Origin of the sequence: Arenimonas sp., from assembly GCF_041919775.1 — a bacterium.
Classification (GTDB): domain Bacteria; phylum Pseudomonadota; class Gammaproteobacteria; order Xanthomonadales; family Xanthomonadaceae; genus Arenimonas.
Genome location: NZ_JAYRTE010000001.1, coordinates 253,338 through 270,853, shown reverse-complemented (window position 1 = coordinate 270,853; position 17,516 = coordinate 253,338). Strand labels below are relative to the sequence as shown.

Annotated in this window: 16 protein-coding genes and 1 rRNA gene; 16 read left to right on the top strand and 1 reads right to left on the bottom strand. The window is 69.9% G+C overall.

The features are described 5' to 3' along the window. Window positions 1-104 (top strand): 5S ribosomal RNA (gene rrf, locus ACE3TE_RS01280); the annotation flags it as partial. A 112-nt stretch (window positions 105-216) separates the two neighbouring features. Here rrf and ACE3TE_RS01275 read toward each other — a convergent pair. Then, entirely contained in the window at window positions 217-1,158 is a 942-nt protein-coding gene (locus tag ACE3TE_RS01275) for a carbohydrate kinase family protein (RefSeq protein WP_374601459.1), read from the bottom strand. 169 nt (window positions 1,159-1,327) lie between these two features. Between ACE3TE_RS01275 and ACE3TE_RS01270 the strand changes: the two genes are divergently transcribed. The 15 genes from ACE3TE_RS01270 (at window position 1,328) to yedA (ending at window position 17,484) form a co-directional block, all read left to right on the top strand. Then, window positions 1,328-2,365 (top strand): rod shape-determining protein, encoded by a 1,038-nt coding sequence (locus ACE3TE_RS01270; protein WP_374601457.1) that lies wholly within the window; start codon window positions 1,328-1,330, stop codon window positions 2,363-2,365. A 37-nt stretch (window positions 2,366-2,402) separates the two neighbouring features. Further along, window positions 2,403-3,365, top strand: coding sequence for a rod shape-determining protein MreC (gene mreC / locus ACE3TE_RS01265; protein ID WP_374601455.1), 963 nt, complete (start codon window positions 2,403-2,405; stop codon window positions 3,363-3,365). Further along, a complete protein-coding gene (gene mreD, locus ACE3TE_RS01260) occupies window positions 3,362-3,850 on the top strand; it encodes a rod shape-determining protein MreD (RefSeq protein ID WP_374601453.1) in 489 nt (162 codons plus the stop codon). The genes mreC and mreD overlap by 4 nt, the downstream gene beginning before the upstream one ends. A gap of 4 nt (window positions 3,851-3,854) precedes the next feature. Further along, a complete protein-coding gene (gene mrdA, locus ACE3TE_RS01255; protein WP_374601451.1) occupies window positions 3,855-5,717 on the top strand; it encodes a penicillin-binding protein 2 in 1,863 nt (620 codons plus the stop codon). Further along, a complete protein-coding gene (gene rodA / locus ACE3TE_RS01250) occupies window positions 5,714-6,823 on the top strand; it encodes a rod shape-determining protein RodA (protein WP_374601449.1) in 1,110 nt (369 codons plus the stop codon). The genes mrdA and rodA overlap by 4 nt, the downstream gene beginning before the upstream one ends. 56 nt (window positions 6,824-6,879) lie before the next feature. Beyond that, window positions 6,880-7,908 (top strand): lytic murein transglycosylase B, encoded by a 1,029-nt coding sequence (gene mltB / locus ACE3TE_RS01245; protein WP_374601447.1) that lies wholly within the window; start codon window positions 6,880-6,882, stop codon window positions 7,906-7,908. Beyond that, window positions 7,905-8,891, top strand: coding sequence for a septal ring lytic transglycosylase RlpA family protein (locus ACE3TE_RS01240; RefSeq protein WP_374601445.1), 987 nt, complete (start codon window positions 7,905-7,907; stop codon window positions 8,889-8,891). Before mltB ends, ACE3TE_RS01240 begins: the two co-directional genes overlap by 4 nt. Before the next feature lie 71 nt (window positions 8,892-8,962). Next, the gene (locus ACE3TE_RS01235; protein WP_374601443.1) at window positions 8,963-10,186 is read left to right on the top strand and encodes a D-alanyl-D-alanine carboxypeptidase family protein; all 1,224 of its coding nucleotides are present in this window, start codon (window positions 8,963-8,965) and stop codon (window positions 10,184-10,186) included. A gap of 47 nt (window positions 10,187-10,233) precedes the next feature. After that, a complete protein-coding gene (locus ACE3TE_RS01230) occupies window positions 10,234-11,358 on the top strand; it encodes a GGDEF domain-containing protein (RefSeq protein WP_374601441.1) in 1,125 nt (374 codons plus the stop codon). Between the two features lie 38 nt (window positions 11,359-11,396). Next, entirely contained in the window at window positions 11,397-11,675 is a 279-nt protein-coding gene (locus ACE3TE_RS01225) for a DUF493 family protein (protein ID WP_374601439.1), read from the top strand. Next, entirely contained in the window at window positions 11,663-12,367 is a 705-nt protein-coding gene (lipB, locus tag ACE3TE_RS01220; RefSeq protein ID WP_374601438.1) for a lipoyl(octanoyl) transferase LipB, read from the top strand. The genes ACE3TE_RS01225 and lipB overlap by 13 nt, the downstream gene beginning before the upstream one ends. 6 nt (window positions 12,368-12,373) lie before the next feature. Next, window positions 12,374-13,381, top strand: a complete 1,008-nt coding sequence (lipA, locus tag ACE3TE_RS01215; RefSeq protein ID WP_374601436.1) for a lipoyl synthase — start codon at window positions 12,374-12,376, stop codon at window positions 13,379-13,381. Window positions 13,382-13,502: 121 nt separating this feature from the next. Beyond that, on the top strand, window positions 13,503-15,683 hold the full coding sequence (locus tag ACE3TE_RS01210) for a carboxy terminal-processing peptidase (RefSeq protein ID WP_374601434.1): 2,181 nt from the start codon (window positions 13,503-13,505) through the stop codon (window positions 15,681-15,683). Window positions 15,684-15,739: 56 nt separating this feature from the next. Further along, window positions 15,740-16,600: a methylated-DNA--[protein]-cysteine S-methyltransferase gene (locus ACE3TE_RS01205; protein ID WP_374601432.1), complete on the top strand. Its 861-nt coding sequence runs from the start codon at window positions 15,740-15,742 to the stop codon at window positions 16,598-16,600. Beyond that, window positions 16,597-17,484 (top strand): drug/metabolite exporter YedA, encoded by an 888-nt coding sequence (gene yedA, locus ACE3TE_RS01200; RefSeq protein WP_374601430.1) that lies wholly within the window; start codon window positions 16,597-16,599, stop codon window positions 17,482-17,484. The genes ACE3TE_RS01205 and yedA overlap by 4 nt, the downstream gene beginning before the upstream one ends. The last annotated feature ends 32 nt before the right edge of the window (window positions 17,485-17,516 follow it).

The following is a 17,516-nucleotide window of genomic DNA, read 5'->3' as shown; positions in this document are numbered from 1 at the left end:
TAGCGCTGTGGAACCACCCGATCCCATCCCGAACTCGGAAGTGAAACGCAGCTGCGCCAATGGTAGTGTGGCCTAAGCCATGCAAGAGTAGGTCATCGCCAGGGGCTTTACCCCTAAAACCCCGCCCGAAAGGCGGGGTTTTTCTTTGCGCCGGGAAACCCCGGGCAACAAAAAAGCCGCCCGAAGGCGGCTTTTCCGTAAACCCTGGCGGGCTGCTCAGCGCAGCGCGTAACCAAACTGCTGCCGGAACTGCTCGGCGAACTCCTCGTAATCGAAGCGCTGGTTCTGCGGCCCCAGGTGTTCGATCTTCAGGGCGCCCATCAGCGAGGCAATGCGGCCAGTGGTGGCCATGTCCATGCCGTTCATCAGGCCGAAGATCAAGCCGGCGCGATAGGCGTCGCCGCAGCCGGTGGGATCGACTACGCGCATCGCCGTGGCGGCCGGAATGTGCAGTTCACCGCCGCCCTTCGTATGCACCTCTGAACCCTTCGGGCCGCGGGTGATGATGTAGGCCTGCACCCGCTCGGCGATGTCCTTCTCCGACAGGCCGGTCTTTTCCTGCAGCAGGTTCGACTCGTAGTCGTTCACCGTGACGTAGGTGGACTGCTCGATCATCTGGGTCAGTTCCTTGCCGTTGAACAGCGGCATGGCCTGGCCCGGGTCGAAGATGAACGGGATCTCCAACTCCGCGAATTCGCTGGAGTTTTGCAGCATTGCCTCGTAACCGTCCGGCCCGACGATGCCGAAGCCCACGTCCTTCACGTCGCGGACGTGGTTTTCGTAGGAACGCATCATCGCGCCCGGGTGGAAGGCGGTGATCTGGTTGTCGTCCAGGTCGGTGGTGATGAAGGCCTGGGCGGTGTAGAGGTCGGGAAGCGTCTTCACGTGGTCGAGCCGGATCTCGCAGGCCTCGAAGTGCTCCCGGTAGGGCTCGAAGTCCTGGCCGACGGTCGCCATCGGGATCGGATTGCCGCCCAGCAGCTTGAGGTTGTAGGCGATGTTGCCGGCGCAGCCGCCGAATTCGCGGCGCATCCGCGGCACCAGGAAGGACACATTCAGGATGTGCACCTTGTCCGGCAGGATGTGGTTCTTGAACTGGTCCTGGAACACCATGATGGTGTCGTAGGCCAGGGAGCCGCAGATCAGGGCGGATGCCATCGTTCGGGACCTCTCGGGGCAGGGGCGGGACAGCCGCCCGCAAAGGCGCACATGTTAGCGCGGCCCCCGCCGCAAGGCACGGGATAACGGGTTTTTACCTTGCCGCGTGCGAGGGTGGTTGCTACGCTAGCCCACCCCCCGAAACCCTACATTTAACGGGCGCTCCCGCATGTTCAAGAAGCTCCGCGGGCTGTTCTCGAACGATCTTTCGATCGACCTCGGAACCGCCAACACCCTTATTTTCGTCCGTGGCCAGGGCATCGTCCTGAACGAGCCGTCGGTGGTTGCCGTGCGCCATGGCGCGGGTGGCCGCGAGGTCGCCGCGGTCGGCGCCGAGGCCAAGAAGATGCTGGGTCGCACCCCCGGCAACATCACCACGCATCGCCCGATGAAGGACGGCGTCATCGCCGACTTCACCCACACCGAGGAAATGCTCAAGCAGTTCATCAAGAAGGTGCACAAGTCGCGTTTCCTGCGGCCCAGCCCCCGCGTCCTGATCTGCGTGCCCTGCGGTTCGACCCAGGTCGAGCGTCGCGCCATCAAGGAGTCGGCCGAAGAGGCCGGCGCCCGCGAGGTCTACCTGATCGAAGAGCCGATGGCCGCCGCGATCGGCGCCGGCATCCCGGTCGACGAAGCCCGCGGTTCGATGGTCATCGACATCGGCGGCGGCACCTCGGAAGTCGCGGTCATCTCGCTCAACGGCATCGTCTACTCGCAGTCGGTGCGCATCGGCGGCGACCGTTTCGACGAAGCCATCATCAACTACGTGCGCCGCAACCACGGCACCCTGATCGGCGAGACCACCGCGGAACGCATCAAGCTCGAGATCGGCTGCGCGTTCCCGCAGGCCCAGGTCAAGGAGTTCGAAGTGTCGGGCCGCAACCTCGCCGAGGGCGTGCCGCGCATGATCGTCATCAATTCCAACGAGGTGCTCGAAGCCCTGCACGAACCGCTCAGCGGCATCGTCAGCGCCGTCAAGCAGGCGCTGGAACAGACCCCGCCGGAGCTGTGCGCCGACGTCGCCGAACGCGGCATCGTGCTCAGCGGCGGTGGTGCGCTGCTGCGCGACCTCGACAAGCTGATCTCCGAGGAAACCGGCCTGCACGTGCACGTGGCGGACGATCCGCTCACCTGCGTCGCCCGCGGTGGCGGCCGGGCGCTGGAACTGATCGACATGCACGGCAACGAGTTCTTCTCGGCCGAGTGAGCCTGCTTGCAGGCGCAATCCTGACCCGGATGACGCCGTGGCCTACCCTGGAAACCCGGCGCCGCGCCTGACCGACGGCGCCGGCAGCACCCTACCGCTGCTGGCTTACCTCGCCGTCGCCATCGTGCTGATGGTGGCCGACCTGCGCGGCGGCTTCGCCGCGAAGGCGCGCGTGCACCTGTCGATGCTGGCCGAACCGGTCTGGTGGCTGGCGGCCGCACCCGGCCGCCTGGCTGACGGCACCGGCGAGTTCTTCAGCAGCCGCTCGGGCCTGCAGCAGGAAAACGAACGCCTGCATCGCGAACTGCAGGTCAACGCCAGCCGCCTGCACCGGCTGCTTGCGGTCGCCGAGGAAAACCAGCGTCTGCGTGAACTGCTCGGCGGCACCCGCGGCTTTCGCCTGGATGCCCAGCTGGCCGGCATCATCGACGTCGACCTCGACCCTTCCCGCCAGCGCATCGTGCTCGATGCCGGCAGCAACGACGGCGTGCAGCTGGGGCAGGCCATGATCGACGCCGGCGGCGTGCTCGGCCAGGTCATCGAAGTCACCCCGCGGCACTCGACCGCCCTGCTGCTCACCGACCCCGAACACGCCGTGCCGGTGCAGGTGGCGCGCACCGGGCTGCGGGCGATTGCCTACGGCACCGGTCGCACCGACATGCTGCGCCTGCCAAGCATCCCGCAGAGCGGCGACATCCGCGTCGGCGACCGGCTGGTCACCTCGGGCATCGGCGGGCGTTTCCCCGCGGGTTTCCCGGTCGGCACGGTCGAGAGCGTGCAGCCGGATGAAACCCAGCTGTTCGTCGTTGCCGAGGCCCGTCCCGCCGCACGCCTGGACCGTGGCGTGGAAGTGCTGCTGGTGAGCAACCGCATCGACGGCCTCGACGCCGGCCCGGCCTTGCCGGATCCGCCGGTGCCGGAAGAAGCCCCCGCCGCGTCGGCGCCGGGCGGCGACGCCGGCCAGGCCGACGCCACCGACCCGCCGGAGCCGACCGAATGAACCGGGGTCCTTCCGGTTGGCTGCTCTACGGCGGCCTTTTCCTGGCGCTGCTGCTGATGGTGGTGCCGCTGCCCGAAGGCATGGACCTGGCGCGCCCCTACATCCTGGCCATGCTGCTGTGTTACTGGCTGCTCGAGACCCCGGACCGGGTGGGCCTGGGCACCGCTTTCATCGCCGGCCTGGCCGCCGACCTGGTCGCCGGCACCCTGCTGGGCGAGCAGGCGCTGCGCCTGGTGGTGATGGCCTTCCTGGTCCAGCGCTTCCGCGCCCGCCTGCGCTTCTTCCCGCTGTGGCAGCAGGCCTCGGCGGTGTTCGCGCTGCTGCTCAACGATCGCCTGGTCGACCAGGCCATCCACGCAATGGCCGGCAACGGCTGGATGCACTGGACCACCTGGCTGTCGCCGGTGCTGGGCTTCGCGCTCTGGCCCTGGCTGTTCCTGCTGCTCGACGGGCTGCGCCTGCGCACGCGCGACCGCGCCAGCTGACGCCATGCGCAGCATCCCGCGCCGCAAGCTCAAGAACCTGCACGCCGAGGCGGCGCAGTTCGACCGCCGCGCCATCGTCGGTTTCATCGGCATCGCGCTGGCACTGCTCGGGCTGGCGGCGGGCTATTTCCGGCTACAGGTGCTGCAACACGAGGAGTACCAGCTGCGTTCGGATGCCAACCGCATCAAGCCCCGGCCGATCGTGCCCGCGCGTGGCCTGATCTACGACCGCAACGGCCGCTTGCTGGCCGACAACGTGCCCGCCTACCGGCTCGAAATCGTCGCCGAGCAGGTGCAGGACCTCGACGCCACGCTCGAAGGCCTGGCCGGGCTGGTCGAGCTGGATCCCGAGGACATCGAACGTTTCCGCCAGACGCGTCGCGCCACCCGCAGCTTCCGCCCGGTTCCGCTCAAACTCCGGCTCAGCGAAGGCGAACTCGCGCGGCTGGCCGTCAACCGGCACCGCTTCCCCGGCGTCGAGGTCGTGCCCTACCTGACCCGGCGTTATCCCTATGGCGAGCTTTTCGCGCATGTGATCGGCTACGTCGGCCGCGTCGACGCCGACGACCTCGCGGCGATGGGCGACAGCCGCAACGCCGCGCTCACCCACATCGGCAAGGCCGGCATCGAGCGTTATTACGAAGACCGCCTGCGCGGCGAAATCGGCTACGAGGAAGTCGAAACCAACGTCGAGGGCCGCGCCCTGGGCGTGGTGCGCCGGCAGCCGGCCACGCCCGGCACCGACCTGCGCCTGACGGTCGACGCCCGCCTGCAGCAGGCGATGGTGGACGCCTTCGAAGGCCAGCACGGCGCCGCGATCGCCATCGACCCGCGCAACGGCGAGATCCTCGCCATGGTCAGCCTGCCCAGCTACGACCCGAACCTGTTCATCAACGGCATCAGCCATCCGGACTGGCAGGCGCTGCAGGCGCCGTCGCGGCCGCTGTTCAACCGCAACGTGCTCGGCGGCGCGCCGCCGGGTTCGACCATCAAACCCTTCATGGCGCTGGCGGCGCTGGAAGCGGGCATCCGCACGCCCGAATACGAAACCCTGTCCACCGGTGAATTCTTCCTGCCGGGCCAGGCGCGTGGTTACCGCGACTGGCGCCCCGGCGGCCACGGCCGGGTCAACCTCAGCGAATCGCTGGCGCAGTCGGTGAACACCTACTACTTCGAGCTCGCGGTCGAACTGGGCATCGACCGCATCGACCCCTTCTTCGAACGCCTGGGTTTCGGCCAGCCGACCGGCATCGACCTCGCCGGCGAACTTCCCGGCGTGCGCCCGTCGCGGCACTGGAAGCGCATGCAGTACAACCAGAACTGGTTCCCGGGCGACACCGTCAACGCCGCCATCGGCCAGGGCTTCTGGGTGACCACGCCGCTGCAGCTGGCCCGGGCCACGGCGGTGCTTGCCAACGGCGGCGTGCTCTACCGGCCCCACCTGCTGCAGGCCAGCCAGGCCGGTTTCAACCAGCCGCTGCAGCCCGAGCCGCAGCTGCCCGGCCGGCGGGTGATCAGAAGCGCAGAGGACCTGGCGGCGGTGAACGAAGGCATGGTGGCAGTGATGCACGGACCCACCGGCTCGGCCCGCGCCGCCGCCGCCGGCGCCACCTACCGCATGGCCGGCAAGACCGGCACCGCCCAGCGCGTCAGCCGCCGCGGTACCGAGCGCATGAACCCCAAGGACCTGCCTTACCACCTGCGTCACCAGGCCTGGTTCATCGGCTTCGCACCGGCAGAGGCGCCGGCCATCGCCGTGGTCGTGCTGGTCGAACACGGCGGATCGGGCAGCACCGCCGCGGCGCCCGTGGCCCGCCGCATCATGGACGCCTGGCTGCTGCCGGTCGCCGACGAGGTCGCGCCATGATCGCCGTGCTGCGCTGGGGCCGGGAGCTGTTCGACCGCCTGTTCGAGAAGGTGGACCTGCCGCTGCTGCTCGCGCTGATGGCGCTGATGGTGGTCAGCCTGGTCGTGCTGGCCAGCGCTTCGGGCGAGAACACGCGCATGGTGGTCTCCCAGGGTGCGCGCTTCGGCGTGGGCCTGGTCGCGCTGCTGCTGTTGTCGCGGGTGACGCCGGCGAAGTTCCGCCTGTGGACGCCCCTGGCCTACGCCGGCAGCCTGGTGCTGCTGGCGGCCGTGTTCGTGTTCGGCACCGGGCGCAGCGCCAACCTGTGGCTGAACCTGGGCGTGTTCTACCTGCAGCCGGGCGAACTGCTCAAGCTCACCGTGCCGATGATGCTGGCCTGGTACCTGCACTCGGTGCCGCTGCCGCCGCGCTGGCGCGTGCTGGGCGTGTGCGCGGCCATCATCGGCGTGCCGGTCGCGATGATCGTCAAGCAGCCGGACCTGGGCACCGGCATGCTGGTGGCGGCGTCGGGCGTGTTCGCGATCTTCCTGGCCGGCATCGCCTGGTGGCGCATCGGCCTGGCCGCCGGCCTGGGCCTGGCGGCGCTGCCGGCGGCCTGGCCCTTCCTGCTGCCGCACCAGCGCGAGCGCATCCTCACCTTCATAAATCCGGAAAACGACCCGCTGGGCGCCGGCTGGAACATCATCCAGTCCAAGATCGCGATCGGCTCGGGCGGGCTCACCGGCAAGGGCTGGGGGCAGGGCAGCCAGTCGCACCTGGACTTCCTGCCCGAACACACCACCGACTTCGTGTTCTCGGTGCTCAGCGAAGAGTTCGGCTGGGCCGGCGTGGTCACCGTGCTCGCGATCTACCTGTTCGTGATCGGCCGCTGCCTGTGGATCGCGACCCAGGCCCGCGACGGCTACGCCCGCCTGCTGGCCGGCACGCTGGCGATGACCTTCTCGGTCTACGTCGTCGTCAACGGCGGCATGGTCGCCGGCCTGCTGCCGGTGGTGGGCGTGCCGATGCCGCTGGTCAGCTTCGGCGGCACCTCGGCGGTGTCGCTGCTGGTGGGTTTCGGCATGGTGATGTCGGTGCACGCGCACCGCAAATTCATGGCTAACTGAACCGAAGCCGCGCGGCCGCCGTGTTAAATTGCCGGCACTCCGTTAGGCTGGTTTCCATGCGCACCTTCCTGCTTCGCCTGTCCGCCCTCCTGCTCGCCGCCTCCGCCGCGGCCGCTGCCAATCCGACCCCGGACCCGGCCCTGCGCCAGGCCTTCCTGGAACACGCCGAAGCCAAGTACGGGCTGCCCGCCAGCGACGTCGAGGCCTGGCTGGCAAAGTCGGAATACCGCCAGAGCATCGTGAACGCGATGTCTCGCCCGGCCGAAAGGGTGAAGCCCTGGCGCGACTACCGGCCGATCTTCATTTCCGACAAGCGCATCCGCGACGGCCAGGCCTTCCTGGCCCGGCACCGCGACGCGCTGGAAAAGGTCGAGGCCGACACCGGCGTGCCGGCCGAAATGATCGTCGCCATCATCGGCGTCGAAACCAGCTACGGCGGCAACACCGGCAGCTACCAGGTGCTCGATGCGCTCTACACGCTGGGGTTTTTCTACCCGGTCAGCGGCGACCCCGCGCAGGTCGAGCGCGAAACCGCCCGCGGCCAGTTCTTCCGCGACGAACTGGCGCAGGTGATGCTGCTGGCCAGGGAAGAAAACCTCGACCTCGCCGCGCTCAAGGGCAGCTACGCCGGCGCGATGGGCTACGGCCAGTTCATGCCTTCGAGCTACCGCGCCTACGCCCGCGACGGCGACGGCGACGGGCGCCGCGACCTGTTCGGCTCGCTCGACGACGTCTTTGCTTCGGTCGCCAATTATTTCGTCGCCCACGGCTGGCAGGCCGGCGAACCGGTGGTGGCCCTGGCCCGCGCCGACGAAGGCGTCGAAGCCTTCAAGCCCGAAGGCCTGGAAGCGCGCTACAGCCTGGCCGAGCTCGGCGAGAAGGGCTACCGCCCGGCCGAGGCGCTGGGCCATGACCACAAGGCGACCCTGGTCACCCTGGAAGGCGTGGACGGCACCGAACACTGGTTCGGCTTCCAGAACTTCTACGTGATCACCCGCTACAACCGCTCGCCGATGTACGCGATGGCGGTGTACCAGCTCTCGCGTGAAATCGCCGCCGGAACCGGGGCCGCCACCGCGCCATGAGGCTCGCCCTGGCCTGTCTGGTGGTGCTGCTGGCCGCCTGCGCCGGCAAGCCCACCCGCCCCGTCGTGCCCGCCACCGAACCGGCCGGCAGTCCGCGTTCCGCCGCCCCTTCCACGCCGGCCGCGGCGTCCGCGCAGGCGCTGCAGGCGGCCTGCGTGCAGGTGCGCGAGCACCGGGACGAGGACTACACCGCCGGCGGCCTGTACGCCCCCGGCGTTTCCGATTCCGCGCCCACCGATCCGCTGGACATCAGCGGCCTGGTCGAACCCGTGCCGGGCCACGAACCGCTGGCGCGCTACGGCAACCGGTCGCCGTATACCGTGCTGGGCAAGAGCTACCGCGTGCTGGACCGGGCCGAGGGTTACCGCGAGCGCGGCATCGCCTCCTGGTATGGCCAGAAGTTCCACGGCCGGCATACCTCCAGCCGTGAGATCTACGACATGTGCAGCTTCAGCGCCGCGCACAAGACGCTGCCGCTGCCGAGTTTCGCCCGGGTCACCCGGCTCGACACCGGCGAAAGCGTGGTCGTGCGGGTCAACGACCGCGGCCCCTTCCACGAAGGCCGCATCATCGACCTCAGCTACGCGGCGGCGGTGAAGCTGGGCCTGGACCGCAGCGGCACGGCCCGGGTCGAGGTCGAAGCCCTGGTGCCGGCCGGCGACGCCCCGCGCCTGGCGGCCAGCGACGCGTCGCCCCGCCTGCCGGCGATGGCGCCGGTGCCCGCCGCGGTCGCGATGCCGGCCGACGACGGCCGCCGCCGCATCCTGCAGGTGGGCGCCTACCGCGATCGCGACAACGCCCGGCGGATCGCCCGCCAGATCGAAGACGCCGGCATCCGCGGCGTCGACGTGGTCCCGGTGAAGGTCAACGGCGACAAGCTCTGGCGGGTCCGCATCGGCCCGCTGGCGGCCGGCGCGGCGAACCAGGCCCTCGAAAGCCTGCGCGCCCTCGGCCTGCCCAGCCCGCGCGTGTTCATCGAATAGGGGCTAGCATCATTGCCTTGCCATCGGCCTGCGTGCAGCGCAGGCCCCTGAATAACTGGAGTTCTTGCCGGATGTCCGTTTCCCGTTTCCTGTCCTTCCTGCTGGCGGCGATGCTCGCCGGCGGCGCGTTCGCCCAGGCCCCCGCCCCGACGCCGGTGCCCGACAAGCCCGAGGTCGCGCCGCCCCCGACGCCCGAGGCGCCCGTGCCCGAAGGCGCGAAAGCCTGGATCCTGATGGACCACACCAGTGGCCAGGTGCTCGCCGGTGAAAACATCGACGAACCGCTGAACCCAGCTTCGATCACCAAGGTGATGACGTCCTATGTCGTTGCCGCCGAAGTGGCCGCCGGCCGCGCGTCGCTCGACGACATGGTCAAGATCAGCGAAAACGCCTGGCGCCAGGGCGGCGCCGGCACCGACGGCAGCTACAGCGCGCTCGAGGTCAACACCGAGGTCAAGCTCGACGACGTGCTGCACGGCCTGGTCATCCAGTCGGGCAACGACGCCGCGATCGCGCTGGCCGAGCACCTGGCCGGCACCGAAGCGGCCTTCGTCGACATGATGAATGCCTACGCGACCAAGCTGGGCATGAGCGCTTCGCACTTCGAGAACGCGCACGGCCTGACCGCCGACGGCCACGTGATGACCGCGCGCGACATCGCCATCCTCTCGCGCGCGCTGATCAGCCATTTCCCCGACCATTACGCGCTCTACAAGATCAAGGAATTCACCTACAACGGCATCCAGCAGTACAACCGCAACGGCCTGCTGTGGAAGGACGACAGCGTCGATGGCCTCAAGACCGGCCACACCTCGGCCGCCGGTTATTGCCTGGCCGCCTCGGCCAAGCGCGGCGACCAGCGCCTGGTGTCGGTGGTGCTGGGCATCGACACCACCAGCCGCAACGAAGGCTTCCGCCTGCGCGAGCAGGGCAACCTGGCGCTGCTGAACTGGGGCTTCCGCCACTTCGAAACGCACAGCGTCTACGGCGCCGGCGAGCAGGTGGCCGAGCATCCGATCTGGCGCGGCGCCGCCGACACCGTTTCCCTGGGCGTCACCGAGCCGCTGCTGGTGACGGTGCCGCGCGGCCGCTACGCTGAACTCAAGCCCAGCATGGATGTGCCGAAGCAGCTCACCGCGCCGGTGGCCAAGGGCCAGGCGATCGGCACGCTGCGCCTGAGCCTGGACGGCGAGGTGGTGGCCGAACGGCCGCTGGTGGCGCTGGCCGAGGTCGCCGAGGGCGGCTTCTTCAAGCGCATGAGCGACGATTTCTGGCTGTGGTGGGAAAGCGAATAAGACAGGCGTGACGCGCCCCGGGTTCGCGGGGCAGGCAGGGGGACGGCATGCGCGGGACCGGCGACGACGAGGTTGCGCTCCAGCGGCTGGCCCGTGAAGCCGCCGATACCCGCCAGCGCCTGGTCGCCGGTGGCCTGTTCTATGTGCTGGGCTGGTTCGTGGTGTCGGCGCCGGGCCAGGTGCTGGTCGAACACCCGCTTGCCTGGAGCCTGATCAGCCTGGCCTTCCTCGGCCTCGCGATCGCCCGCTTCCGGCCGGCGGTGCCCGCGGACGGCGAGGGCATGGCCCGGCTGCAGGCCTGGCTGGACCGGCAGTGGGGCGTGGTGCTGGCGACGGCTGCGCTGTGGGGCGGGGTGCTCAGCTGGGTGCTGCTTGATCCGCACCTGGCCGGTGGCCGCAGCGCGGCGTTGCTGTGCACGATCGCCTTCGCCACCGCCTTCGCCCACAACTACGCGCTGCGCCGTAACCGCGCCCTGCTGGGCGTGGCGATGATCTACCTGCCCGCGGCGCTGCTCCTGCCGCATACCGACGAACGCCTGTCGGTCGGGATCACCGTGGCGGTGTATTCGATCTACCTGGCGGTGGTGCTGCTGCGCAGCTACCGCGAATACCAGCACCAGCTGGACCTCTACGACGCCCTGCGCATGCAGCGCGACCAGTACGAGCGCCTTAGCCGCATCGACCCGCTGACCGGCGTCGCCAACCGCCGCTCCTTCAGCGGCGCACTGGAACACCACGTCGGCGAAGCCCGCCGCAGCGGCCGGCCGCTGGCGATGCTGGTGCTGGACCTGGACCACTTCAAGCGCGTCAACGACGAACTCGGCCACGACGCCGGCGACGCCTGCCTGGTGCGCTTCGCCGACCGCATGCGCGAGATGCTGGGCGTGCCCGGGTCGCACCTGGCGCGGCTGGGCGGCGAGGAGTTCGGCGTGCTGCTGCCCGGCCACGATGCCCAGGCCGCCGCGGCGCTGGCCGAGGCGATGCGGGCCAGCCTGGTGCAGCGGCCGCTGCAGCTGCGCGAAGGCCCGCTCGCGCTCACGGTCAGCATCGGCGTGGCGGTGCTGCACCCGGAGGCCGGCGAAGGCGGCGACGAGCTCTACCGCGCGGCCGACCACGCCATGTACCGGGCCAAGGCCGAGGGCCGCAACCTCGTGCGGGTGGAAGGCGCCTGACCCTTGGGTGACCGGCCTGGCGCCCCCATAATGCCGGGATGTCCATCCATTCCGACAACCCCGAACACGGCTTCCAGTTCCCGGGCATCTTCGAGATCAGCGCCATGGGCTCGGCCGAGGCCGACCTGCACCTGGTGATGCCGATGGTGCTCGAGGCCCTGGGCCTCACCGTCTACCGCGACCGCATGGCCATCAAGCCCTCAAGCAAGGGCAACTACGTCTCGGTCACCCTGGTCTTCGAGGCCCACAGTCGCGAGGACTACGACGCCGCCCACGGGGCGCTGCGCGAGCACCCGGCGGTGAAGTGGACGCTGTAGCCCCTGCCTGCGACGCCGCGCCGGCCGGCACGCCCGCCGACCGGCCCTGGCTGGTGCGTGACCTGGGCCGCCAGGCCTACGAACCGGTCTGGCGGGCGATGCAGAAGTTCACCGATGCCCGCGGTCCCGATACGCCCGACGAACTGTGGCTGGTCGAGCACGAGCCGGTGTTCACCCTCGGCCAGGCCGGCAAACCCGAGCACGTGCTGGCGCCCGGCGACATCCCGGTGCTGCAGGTCGACCGCGGTGGCCAGGTGACCTACCACGGCCCCGGCCAGCTGGTCGCCTACCCGCTGGTGGACCTGCGCCGGCTGGGCATCGGCGTGCGCGAGCTGGTCTGCCGCATCGAAGCGGCGGTGATCGACGTTCTGGCCGGCTTCGGCGTGCACGGCGAGCGCCGGGACGGCGCGCCGGGCATCTACGTCGGCGGCCGCAAGGTGATGGCCCTGGGCCTGCGCGTGCGCCGGGGCTGCAGCTTCCATGGCCTGGCCTTCAATATCGCGATGGACCTGGAGCCGTTCAGGCGCATCAATCCCTGCGGTTACCAGGGGCTGGAAGTGACCTCGGTGCTAGAATTGGGCGGTCCCGGCGAGCTTGCCGCGGTCAGGCCGCTGCTGGTCGGGGCCCTGTCCCGGCGGCTCGGCCTGCAGGCCCGGCCGGTGGCCGGCCTCCCCGATCTCACTCCCGCCTGAGGCGTCATGTCCGAGTCCGCGAACAAGTCCATCCCGCTGCAGGTCCTGGGTTCGCCGCTGGTGGAAGGCCAGAAGCAGCTGGGCGGGGACAAGATCGGCAAAAGCCCGGTGAAGTTCGACGAATCCGCGCCCGTGCTGCGCAAACCCAGCTGGATCCGCGTCCGCATCCCTTCCGGCAACGCCGTGCAGAAGCTCAAGAGCAAGCTGCGCGAGAACCGGCTGGTGACGGTCTGCGAGGAAGCCAGCTGCCCGAACATCCACGAATGTTTCAGCCACGGCACCGCCACGTTCATGATCCTAGGCGAGGTCTGCACCCGTCGCTGCAGCTTCTGCGACGTCGCCCACGGCCGGCCCAAGCCGCCCGACGCCAGCGAGCCGGCCAACCTGGCCCGCACGATTGCCGACATGGGCCTGCGCTACGTGGTCATCACGTCCGTGGACCGCGACGACCTGCGTGACGGCGGCGCCCAGCATTTCGTCGACTGCATCCGCGAGGCGCGGGCGCTGTCGCCGTCGCTGAAGATCGAGATCCTCACGCCCGATTTCCGCGGCAAGGGCCGCATGGACCGGGCGCTGGAAATCCTGGCGCAGTCGCCGCCCGACGTGTTCAATCACAACCTCGAGACGGTGCCGGACCTGTATCCGAACGTGCGGCCCGGCGCCGACTACGCCTGGTCGCTGGAGCTGCTCAAGCGCTTCAAGGCTCAGCACCCGGACGTGCCGACCAAGTCCGGCATCATGCTGGGCCTGGGCGAGACCTTCGAACAGGTGATGGCGACCCTGCGCGACCTGCGCGCCCATGACGTCGACATGATCACGATCGGCCAGTACCTGCAGCCGACCCCGCACCACCACCCGGTGATGCGCTACTGGACGCCCGAGGAGTTCAAGGCGCTCGAGGCCGCGGGCCAGGCGCTGGGCTTCACGCACGTGGCCTCCGGGCCGATGGTGCGCTCGTCCTACCACGCGGACCGAATGGCCGCTGAAGCCGGATTCGTCGCCGACGCCCCCTGAACACCGGGCGGGGTATGCTCGGAATCGTGCCCCCTGCCAGCACGATGCCCCAGCACTACTGGCACACGCCGCGGCCCCGGCCGGAGCGCACAGTGGGCCCCTGACGCACTGGATCCGAATCATGCTCAAGTACAAGTTGATCGCCCTTTCCGCCGCGCTGCCCCTGGCGCTGGCCCTTTCCGCCAGCGGCAGTCCCGCGGCGGACACGGCGACCCCCGTGGCCGGCCCGCCGGCCCTGGCGCCGACCGCCGAACAGGCCGCGGCGGCGCGCATGGTCTACGGCATCCTGTCCGACAGCCGCTACGTCTACCGGTCCAAGCCGCTCAACGACGCGCTGTCGGCCGACATCCACCGCCGCTACCTCGAGGCGCTCGACGCCCAGAAGCTGTTCTTCACCCGCGCCGACATCCAGCGTTTCGAAGCCCAGCGACTGCGCCACGACGACGCCATCAAGTCGCAGCAGCTGGCGCCGGCGTTCGACATCTTCGCGACCTACCAGCGTCGCGTGGCGGACCGGGTGGTTTATGCCCGGTCCTTGCTCAAGAAGCCCTTCGATTTTTCCAAGGACGAAAGCTGGCTCTACGACCGCGAGCACGCCGAATGGGCCGCCAGCGGCAGCGAGCTCGACGACGCCTGGCGCAAGTACGTCAAGAACGATGCGCTGCGCCTGAAGCTGGCCGGCCGCAGCCAGGCCGAGATCCGCAAGACCCTCGACAAGCGCTACGCCGGCATGGCCGAACGCGTCGGCGAACTGCGCGCGGACGATGCCTTCGAAACCTTCATGAACGCCTATGCCGGTTCGATCGACCCGCATACCAGCTACATGTCGCCGCGCAGCGCCGAGAACTTCAACATGCAGATGCGCCTTTCGCTCGAGGGCATCGGCGCGGTGCTGCAGCGCCAGGACGAGTTCGTGGTCGTGCGCACGGTGGTGCCGGGTGGCCCGGCGGCCAACTCGGGCAAGGTGAAGGTCGGCGACCGCGTGATCGCGGTGGGCCAGGGCGACACCGGTCCGATGACCGACGTGGTCGGCTGGCGCATCGACGACACCGTCGCGCTGATCCGCGGCAAGAAGGGCACCAAGGTGCGCCTGGACATCCTGCCGGCCGACGCCGGCGTGGATGCCAAGCCGGTGCTGGTGGTGATCGAGCGCGACAAGGTCAAGCTCGAACAGCAGGCGGCGCAGAAGCGCATCATCGAGATCGACGACCGCCGCATCGGCGTGGTCGAGCTGCCCACCTTCTATCTCGACTTCGACGCCCGCCGCCGCGGCGACAAGGACGCCCGTTCGGCCACCGCCGACGTCGCGCGCCTGCTGCGCGAGCTGCGCGCCGAGCAGGTCGACGGCGTGGTCATCGACCTGCGCGACAACGGCGGCGGCTCGCTGCTCGAGGCGGTCGAACTGACCGGCCTGTTCATCGACACCGGCCCGGTCGTGCAGGTGCGCGAAACCGGCGGTCGCGTCAGCGTCGAAGCCGACGACGACAACGGCGTGGCCTGGGACGGCCCGCTCGCGGTGCTGGTGAACCGCGCCTCGGCTTCGGCCTCGGAAATCTTCGCCGCGGCGATCCAGGACTACGGCCGCGGCCTGATCATCGGCGAGCCGACCTTCGGCAAGGGCACGGTGCAGAGCCTGATCGACCTCGATCGTTTCCCGCGCAAGGACGACGTCAAGTTCGGCCAGGTGAAGCTGACCGTCGCGCAGTTCTTCCGCGTCGACGGCGGCACCACCCAGCACGCCGGCGTGGTGCCGGACCTGCAGTTCCCGGTCAGCCTGGACGCCTCCGAATACGGCGAAAGCACCTATGACAACGCCCTGCCGGCGACGCGCATCGCGCGGGCGCCGCACGGCAACCTCGGCAACCTGTCGGCGCTGACCCCGCAGCTGCTGGCCAACCACGAGGCCCGCGTGGCCAAGGACCGCGAGTTCCTGTGGTGGTCGGAAGACGTGGCGCGCTTCCGCACCGAGCGCGAGAAGAAGCAGGTGTCGCTGAACGAGGACGTGCGCCGCGCCGAACGCGACCGCCTCGAGGCCGAGCGCAAGCAGCGCCGCGCCGAGCGCGTCGCCGCCGGCCTGGAGGTGGACGAGAACGCCGCCCTGGTGGACGACGGCCTGGCCTACAACGAGCGCAGCGTGGTCGAGCAGGCGGCCGAGGAAGAGGCCGCGAAGAACGGCCCCGACCCGCTGCTGCGCGAATCGGCGGCGATCTTGGCCGATGCGCTCGACCTGCTGTCGGCCGACGGCCAGCTCACCGCCCAGGTGCTGCCGGTCACCCGCCAGCCGACCATCTGGGCCGAATAAGGCGCGGCGCAAGAACCGGATAGCCGGCCCCCCGGGTGCCGGCTAGCCTTGCCTGCATGGACAAGCCCGCCCCCGCCCCCGACCCCCGCCTCGACCAGGCCCGCCGCCTGCTCGACGATGCCGACCTGGGCCTGGCCGAACTGGCCGGCACCGTCGGCCTCAGCGCCAGCTACCTGCAGCGTCGCTTCCGCCAGCAGTTCGGCCTCAGCCCCGCGCAGTACCGGGCCCAGCGCCGGCTGGCCGGGCTAAAGCAGGGCCTGCGCGCCGGCCACGACGTCACCCGGGCGCTTTACGACGCCGGCTACGGCTCGCCCAGCCGCGTGTACGAAAACGGCGCAGCCCGCCTGGGCATGGCGCCGCAGGCCTACCGGCGCGGCGGCGACGGCCTGGAAATCCGCTGGTCGCTGGTTCACACGGCCCTGGGCCAGGCCCTGGTGGCGGTGACCGAACGCGGCGTCTGCGCCGTGCTGCTGGGCGACGATGCCCGGGCGCTGGCCGCCGACCTCCAGGCGGAGTTCCCGCGCGCCACGCTGCAGCGCGTGGATGCGGGCCGCGATGATTTCCTCGCCCCGCGCGTACGCGCCGTCGCCGATGCGCTGGCCCGCGGCCACGGCAGCGTGCCGGTGGAACTGGTCGGCACCGCCTTCCAGCAGCGGGTGTGGGAAGCGCTGATGCGCATCCCCGCCGGCCAGACCCGCAGCTACGCCGAACTGGCCGCGTCGCTGGGCATGCCGCGCGGCGCCCGCGCCGTGGCGCGCGCCTGCGCCGGCAACCGGGTGGCGGTGCTGGTGCCCTGCCACCGCGTCATCCGCGGCGACGGCAGCCTCGGCGGCTACCGCTGGGGCCTGCCGCGCAAGCAGGCGCTGCTCGATTCCGAAACCGGCCCAGGCCCTTGCGCAGGATCCAGACAGGCATGAACCACCCGCCTGCCGCGCCCCCGTCCGCGATCGCGGTCGCGCTGGCGCTCGCCTCGGTCTACCTGGTCTGGGGCTCGACCTACCTGGCGATCCGGGTCGGCCTGGAAGGGTATCCGCCGTTCCTGATGGGCAGCATCCGCTTCATCGTCGCCAGCCTGGTGTTCTACGCCTTCCTGCGCTGGCGCGGCCACGCCGCACCGACCCGGGCGCAATGGCGCAATGCGGCGGTGATGGGTCTTTTCATGATGCTGCTGGGCAACGGCATGGTGAATTTCGCCGAACAGTCGGTGTCCTCGGGCCTGGCGGCGATCGCGGTGGCCTCGATGCCGCTGTGGGCGGCGCTGTTCGGCGTGCTGCGCAAGCAGCACCCCAGTCGCGGCGAATGGCTGGGGCTGGCGATCGGCTTCGTGGGCGTCGTCTGGCTCAACGCCGGCAGCCAGCTGCGCGGCAGCGTGCCGGGCATGGTGGCGCTGATCCTGGCGCCGATCGCCTGGGCCTGGGGTTCGGTCTGGAGCCGCGGCCGCGATTTGCCGGCGCCGTTCATGAGCACGGCCGCGCAGATGCTCTGCGGCGGCGTCGCGATGGGCCTGCTGGGCCTGGTGCTGGGCGAGCGCCTGACGGGGGTGCCGCCGCTGCGCGCGACGCTGGCCGTGGGCTACCTGGCCGCGTTCGGTTCGATCATCGGCTTCAGCGCCTACGTCTGGCTGCTGCACAACGTGCGGCCGGCGCTGGCGACCAGCTACGCCTACGTCAATCCGCCGATCGCGGTGCTGCTGGGGGCGCTGCTGCTGGGCGAACGTTTCAGCGTGCACGCGATCGGCGCCATGGCCGTCATCCTCGCCGGCGTCATCCTGATCACCTTCTCGAAAGCGCGGGTAGGGTGATTCATTTCGCCCCGGATTTACGCAGATAGTGC

Coding starts and splice junctions, on each gene's coding strand:
- ACE3TE_RS01270 (WP_374601457.1), top strand. CDS start 1,328: ATGTTCAAGAAGCTCCGCGGGCTGTTCTCGAACGATCTTTCGATCGAC.
- yedA (WP_374601430.1), top strand. CDS start 16,597: ATGAACCACCCGCCTGCCGCGCCCCCGTCCGCGATCGCGGTCGCGCTG.
- rodA (WP_374601449.1), top strand. CDS start 5,714: ATGATCGCCGTGCTGCGCTGGGGCCGGGAGCTGTTCGACCGCCTGTTC.
- lipA (WP_374601436.1), top strand. CDS start 12,374: ATGTCCGAGTCCGCGAACAAGTCCATCCCGCTGCAGGTCCTGGGTTCG.
- ACE3TE_RS01205 (WP_374601432.1), top strand. CDS start 15,740: ATGGACAAGCCCGCCCCCGCCCCCGACCCCCGCCTCGACCAGGCCCGC.
- ACE3TE_RS01210 (WP_374601434.1), top strand. CDS start 13,503: ATGCTCAAGTACAAGTTGATCGCCCTTTCCGCCGCGCTGCCCCTGGCG.
- ACE3TE_RS01275 (WP_374601459.1), bottom strand. CDS start 1,158: ATGGCATCCGCCCTGATCTGCGGCTCCCTGGCCTACGACACCATCATG.
- ACE3TE_RS01240 (WP_374601445.1), top strand. CDS start 7,905: ATGAGGCTCGCCCTGGCCTGTCTGGTGGTGCTGCTGGCCGCCTGCGCC.
- ACE3TE_RS01225 (WP_374601439.1), top strand. CDS start 11,397: ATGTCCATCCATTCCGACAACCCCGAACACGGCTTCCAGTTCCCGGGC.
- mreD (WP_374601453.1), top strand. CDS start 3,362: ATGAACCGGGGTCCTTCCGGTTGGCTGCTCTACGGCGGCCTTTTCCTG.
- ACE3TE_RS01230 (WP_374601441.1), top strand. CDS start 10,234: ATGCGCGGGACCGGCGACGACGAGGTTGCGCTCCAGCGGCTGGCCCGT.
- ACE3TE_RS01235 (WP_374601443.1), top strand. CDS start 8,963: ATGTCCGTTTCCCGTTTCCTGTCCTTCCTGCTGGCGGCGATGCTCGCC.
- mrdA (WP_374601451.1), top strand. CDS start 3,855: ATGCGCAGCATCCCGCGCCGCAAGCTCAAGAACCTGCACGCCGAGGCG.
- mltB (WP_374601447.1), top strand. CDS start 6,880: ATGCGCACCTTCCTGCTTCGCCTGTCCGCCCTCCTGCTCGCCGCCTCC.